6 protein-coding genes are annotated in these 4,683 nt (G+C 67.2%); 2 read left to right on the top strand and 4 right to left on the bottom strand.

What is annotated here, in order from left to right:
* The coding region (locus tag VGT00_17125; GenBank protein HEV8533149.1) for a lysylphosphatidylglycerol synthase domain-containing protein at positions 1-685 on the bottom strand (685 nt) is incomplete at its 3' end.
* A 259-nt stretch (positions 686-944) separates the two neighbouring features.
* Between VGT00_17125 and VGT00_17120 the strand changes: the two genes are divergently transcribed.
* The gene (locus tag VGT00_17120) at positions 945-1,934 is read left to right on the top strand and encodes a hypothetical protein (GenBank protein HEV8533148.1); all 990 of its coding nucleotides are present in this window, start codon (positions 945-947) and stop codon (positions 1,932-1,934) included.
* Between the two features lie 50 nt (positions 1,935-1,984).
* On the opposite strand, the gene VGT00_17115 is transcribed toward VGT00_17120, so the two are convergent.
* Positions 1,985-2,776, bottom strand: a complete 792-nt coding sequence (locus tag VGT00_17115; protein HEV8533147.1) for an SDR family oxidoreductase — start codon at positions 2,774-2,776, stop codon at positions 1,985-1,987.
* A 192-nt stretch (positions 2,777-2,968) separates the two neighbouring features.
* On the opposite strand from VGT00_17115, the gene VGT00_17110 reads away from it, so the two are divergent.
* On the top strand, positions 2,969-3,154 hold the full coding sequence (locus VGT00_17110; protein ID HEV8533146.1) for a hypothetical protein: 186 nt from the start codon (positions 2,969-2,971) through the stop codon (positions 3,152-3,154).
* Positions 3,155-3,277: 123 nt separating this feature from the next.
* On the opposite strand, the gene cobA is transcribed toward VGT00_17110, so the two are convergent.
* Positions 3,278-4,045, bottom strand: a complete 768-nt coding sequence (gene cobA, locus VGT00_17105) for a uroporphyrinogen-III C-methyltransferase (protein HEV8533145.1) — start codon at positions 4,043-4,045, stop codon at positions 3,278-3,280.
* The coding region (locus VGT00_17100; GenBank protein ID HEV8533144.1) for a bifunctional precorrin-2 dehydrogenase/sirohydrochlorin ferrochelatase at positions 4,042-4,683 on the bottom strand (642 nt) is incomplete at its 5' end. The genes VGT00_17100 and cobA, both read right to left, overlap by 4 nt.

Genomic DNA, 4,683 nt, shown 5'->3' with positions numbered 1-4,683 from the left:
CCACCTCGAGGGCGCCCAGCAGCCAGCCGCCGAAGTGAAAGGCCACCGAGAGGAGAAATCGGTGCCACCGGTGACGGAAGACTTCGCGCAGGCTGCTGTCGAGGCGCTCGGCATACGAGCTGTCCTCGATGAGCCCGGCCCAGGAAAGCAGCCGCCCTGCCCTGCGCACCAGGCCCGAGAGCTGGGTCACGAGGAAGCCCCCGACCAGGAGCGCTTCGAGCCCGAGCAGCACGAGCATCGCCGAGATGAGGTCCCCCCTGACGGGGACCGAGGTCTTGGCGACGATCAGCCCCACGACCAACAAGAGCGTTTGGGCGATCGTGCTCGTCGTCTTGGCAATGATGACTGACGCTACGCTCGCCTCATAGGAAACGGCGGATCGCAGGAGCCAGACCTTCACCGCCTCTCCGCCGACGGAGCCCAGCGCGGTGACGAGATTGAGCGCTTCGCCCGCGGTGCGCGCGAGGAGCATCTTCAAGTAGGGTGCCGGCTGGTCGGCGAAGGCGTAGCGCCACCCAAGCGTATCCACGGCCATGATGAAGGCATAGGGTAGGCAGATCAGCACGAGCTGCCACCAGGCCATCCGGCTCAGGACCGATACGATGGGCCCGGTGCCGATCCGAATGACCAGATAGACCAGAACCGCCATCCCACCGACGAAGAGGACAGCCCGGACGACCTTCATCGCATCAATCGCATACAAGGGGCGTGCCAGGCCCATCGGTCCCTGGGCAGAAGGACGCATCCCTACCGTTTCCTTTGGCTCGATGAACGGTCCCTGATACGCTCGGAACCGTGACTTGGCTCGCTCCGGCCTGGCCGGCAGCCCCCGCTCCCCTCACGCTCCCCTTCCTCCGCCCTCCGCTCCTCAGCCTCTCGGGCGCCCGCCAAGGGCCGCCCAGGAATTTGGTCCGCTTATTGCCCGCGCAGGGCCCATGAGAAGCGTGAAGCGCCTCCTCGGGCGCGCTCTGGGGACGGCGCTTCTGGTCGCCCTGCCCGCCTCTGCATTCGCCCAGTCCGAGCTGTGGCTGTCTCCCACGCTCGGTCAAGCCATGTTCCGTGGCGATTTCCGCGAGACGTACTATCCCGAGCAGCGGGTGAGGGGGCAGGGGACCGAGCTACGAATACTCGAGTCTCGCCTTGGCCTGACCTTTCCGCTCTGGCAGAACTCCAGCGACGAATTGACGATCGCGGGAAGCGCACGCTTCCAGGACCTCGATACCGGCGATACCCACGCCGTCCTGCCCGCGACGGGAGTGCCCCTCCCCGCAGAGCTGTGGGAGATCAAGTTCGGGCCCGCGTATCGCCACAAGTTCGAGAATGGATGGATCGCGGGAGCCAACCTCACCGTCGGCTCGGCCAGCGATGAGCCGTTCGCCAGCCTGGACGAGGTGACCGTCCGGGCCACGGCATTCCTTCGCGTGCCCCAGGGCGAGCGCAATGCGTGGTTCTTCACCCTGAACTATTCCAACTATTCGGAGTACTTCGCCGGCCTGCCCGTCCCGGGGATCGACTACGTCTATTCGCCCTCCGATCGATTCACCCTCGTTCTTGGCTTCCCCTTCAACATGCTGGAGTGGCGTCCCATCGAGAAGCTCACCGTCCAGCTGATCTATCAGCCGGTCCGGACGGTCAAAGCCCGGCTGACCTACGAGCTGTTCCGGCCCTTACGCGTCTATGCCGGCTTTGATTGGGACGACGACTGGTATCTCCGCGCCGACCGGCATGTCAAGAGCCATCGGCTTTTCTACTACGAGAAGCGCCTCACCGGCGGCATCCGGTTCGATCTGCGTCACGTGGGATTCGAGCTGTCGGGCGGGTACGCCTTCGACCGGTTCTACTTCGAGGGAGAGAGCTACAAGCACCGCAACGAGAACAGGATCGACATCCACAACGGGCCGTTCGTCATCGGTCGAATCAGCCTGAGATTCTGAGGCTCCCCGCGGCCAACTGGTGCGGGACGTGCCCTCGTCGAGGCTGCTGACTATATGATGGACCGCACCAGCCCGCCGTCGACCAGCATGGTGGTGCCCGTGATGTAGCTGGACTTTCCCGAGGCCAGGAACGCCACCAGGTGCGCGAGCTCGCGGGGCTCACCGATTCGTCCCACCGCGGTCTCGGCCGCTCGGTCGGCGAGTCCTTGCTCGAGGGAGACGCCGAGCTCCTTGGCCCGCGCCGCCACGTTGGAGCGCATGCGGTCGGTCAGAATCGAGCCCGGGCATACGTTGTTCACGAGAATGCCGTCGCGCCCCACCTCGTCGGCCAGGCTCTTGGCAAAGGCCACCACGCCCAGGCGGGTGACGCCCGAGAGGGCCAGGTTCGGGATGGGCTGATAGACGGTGGCGGCCAGGATATTGATGATGCGGCCACCGCCCTGGCGCTTCATGTGGGGGATGGCCTCTCGCGACATGCGCGCGAAGAACAGCAAGGACCGCTGCAGCGCCGTCGCCCACTGCTCTTCCGTGGCGCTGAGAGCCCGGGCCAGGGGCGGCCCTCCGGAGTTGTTGACGAGGATGTCGAGACGTCCAAATCGACTGGTGGCGGCGGCGATCAGGTCTCGGATCGTCTGGTGATTGTCGAGATCACCGGCCAGAGCCAGGACGTCGGTGCCCGTCGCCTCACGAATCTCTTTCGCCGTGCGGTCGAGGTCGGCCTGGGTGCGGCTGCACACGACGACCCTGGCCCCTTCCTCCGCCAGCACCTCCGCGCAGGCCCGTCCCAGGCCCTTGCTCGCTCCGCCTACCACGGCCACCTTGTCCTTGAGCTCTAGGTCCATGGGAGTTGCTCCCTTTCCCGCCCGGCTCCTCGGTCTGGCAGATGGATTGTCGCCGAACGGGCACGATACTCGTCTGGTGGTCACGGTCTGTCAAGACCGGACGCGCCCGCCCGGATACTTACCGCGCGGCAGCACGACGGCTTGACGGTGGCCCGCGGAGGGTATCGGCTGGGAGGAAGGAGGAATGTTGCCATGAGTCACGTGCAAACGAAGCCCATCACCAACTGGTGTCCGCAGGCGAAGCCGAACGAGCAGGGGCAGTGCGGGACCGACAAGCTCGCTGAGGACGGCAAGCGTCATCACTGCGACAAGACTCCGGGGCACGCCGACGATCTGCATTCCTGCAAGTGCGGCATGCAATGGAAGCACATGATGTAGGAGGGGATCCTATGAAGAGCAAGATGAAGAAGGTCTCGATCGTCGCGCTCGTCACTCTCGCTACGATCGCGGTGACGGCCACGAGCGCGGCCGCCTAGGTCGGGAAGAGCTTGCTGCTGTCCGCTACCGCGCGCTGATTGCCGTCGCCGCTTCGACGCTCCAGGCGAGCTGCTTACGTAGGGAAACGACGTCGCCGACCACGGCGACCACGGGGGGCTCGAGCCCGCGCGCGCGCCCGACGATGTCGGCCAGGGTGCCCACGCGCACTTCCTGGGCCTCGGTCGTTCCCCAGCGGATCAGGGCCACCGGCGTCTCGGGCGGCCGGCCATGGGCGAGCAGTGCGCCCACGATGCGGGGGAAGCTGCCGACGGCCATCAAGATCACCAGGGTGTCGACCGCCGTCGCCAGCTTCTTCCAGTCGGTGGCATCGCCGTCCTTGGACGGATCCTCGTGCCCCGTGAGCACGGCGAAGGACGATGCCAGGCCGCGGTGGGTGATGGGAATCCCCGCATAGGCGGGGACGGCGATGGCCGAGCTGACGCCCGGCACCACCTCGAAGGGGATGCCGGCCTTCGCGAGCGCCAGCGCCTCCTCCCCGCCCCGCCCGAAGACGAACGGATCCCCACCCTTGAGCCTGACCACGAAGCGCCCGGCGTTGGCGTGATGAACGAGCAGGGCATTGATGGCCGCCTGGGGAAGACAGTGCGAGCCCACGCGCTTGCCCGCGAAGATGCGGAGAGCGTCGGCCGGAGCTTCATCCAGAAGCTCGGGGTTGACGAGACGGTCGTAGATGACGACCTCCGCCTCTCTCAGCCGCTCGAGCGCGCGCACGGTGAGGAGCCCAGGATCGCCGGGACCCGCGCCAACGAGACAAACTCGCCCTGGGTTCACGCCGTCACTCCGAGCCGATCTAGGAGCCGCGCCTTGGCCTCGTCCCGCTTGCCTTGGGAGAGCAGCTCGATGAGCTCGCCGTCGAGCGCCTCACGCCATACCTCGCCGCCGGGCCGCCGCGACTCGGCCCTGAGCTCGGCCCGTACCTCGGCGGCCAGCTCGACCAGCTCGGCATACTCGGGAGCCAGCCGGTGCTCGAGGTCACGTCGCACGCGCCCCGCCAGGGCGGGGCTGGCGCCCCCCGTCGACACAGCGACGACGAGCCGCCCCCGGCGCAGCACGGACGGCAGGAGGAAGTCGCAGTAGAGGGGATCGTCGGCCGCGTTGACCCAGATGCCGCGGCGCCGGGCGTCGGCCGCCACGAGCTCGGTGACTTCACGATGGCTCGTGGCGACGAATGCCAGGCGCTGGCCATCGAGGTCGCGCTCGCGATACTGCCGGCTATGGTGAGTGATGCGCCCGGCCACCGCCCACGCTTGGAGGCGGGGAGAAAGCGTGGGGCTCACCACGGTGACCCGGGCGCCCGCCGCGAGCAGGCCTTCCACCTTGCCCTCGCCCACGGAGCCGCCGCCCACCACCAGGCAGGCGTGGCCCCGCAGATCGAGCGAGACGGGATAGTACTCCGTCACTTGGGCTGC

This window comes from Candidatus Methylomirabilota bacterium, from assembly GCA_036002485.1.
In the GTDB taxonomy this organism is placed as follows: Bacteria; Methylomirabilota; Methylomirabilia; order Rokubacteriales; family CSP1-6; genus AR37.
This window is presented reverse-complemented; position numbering and strand designations above follow the sequence as displayed.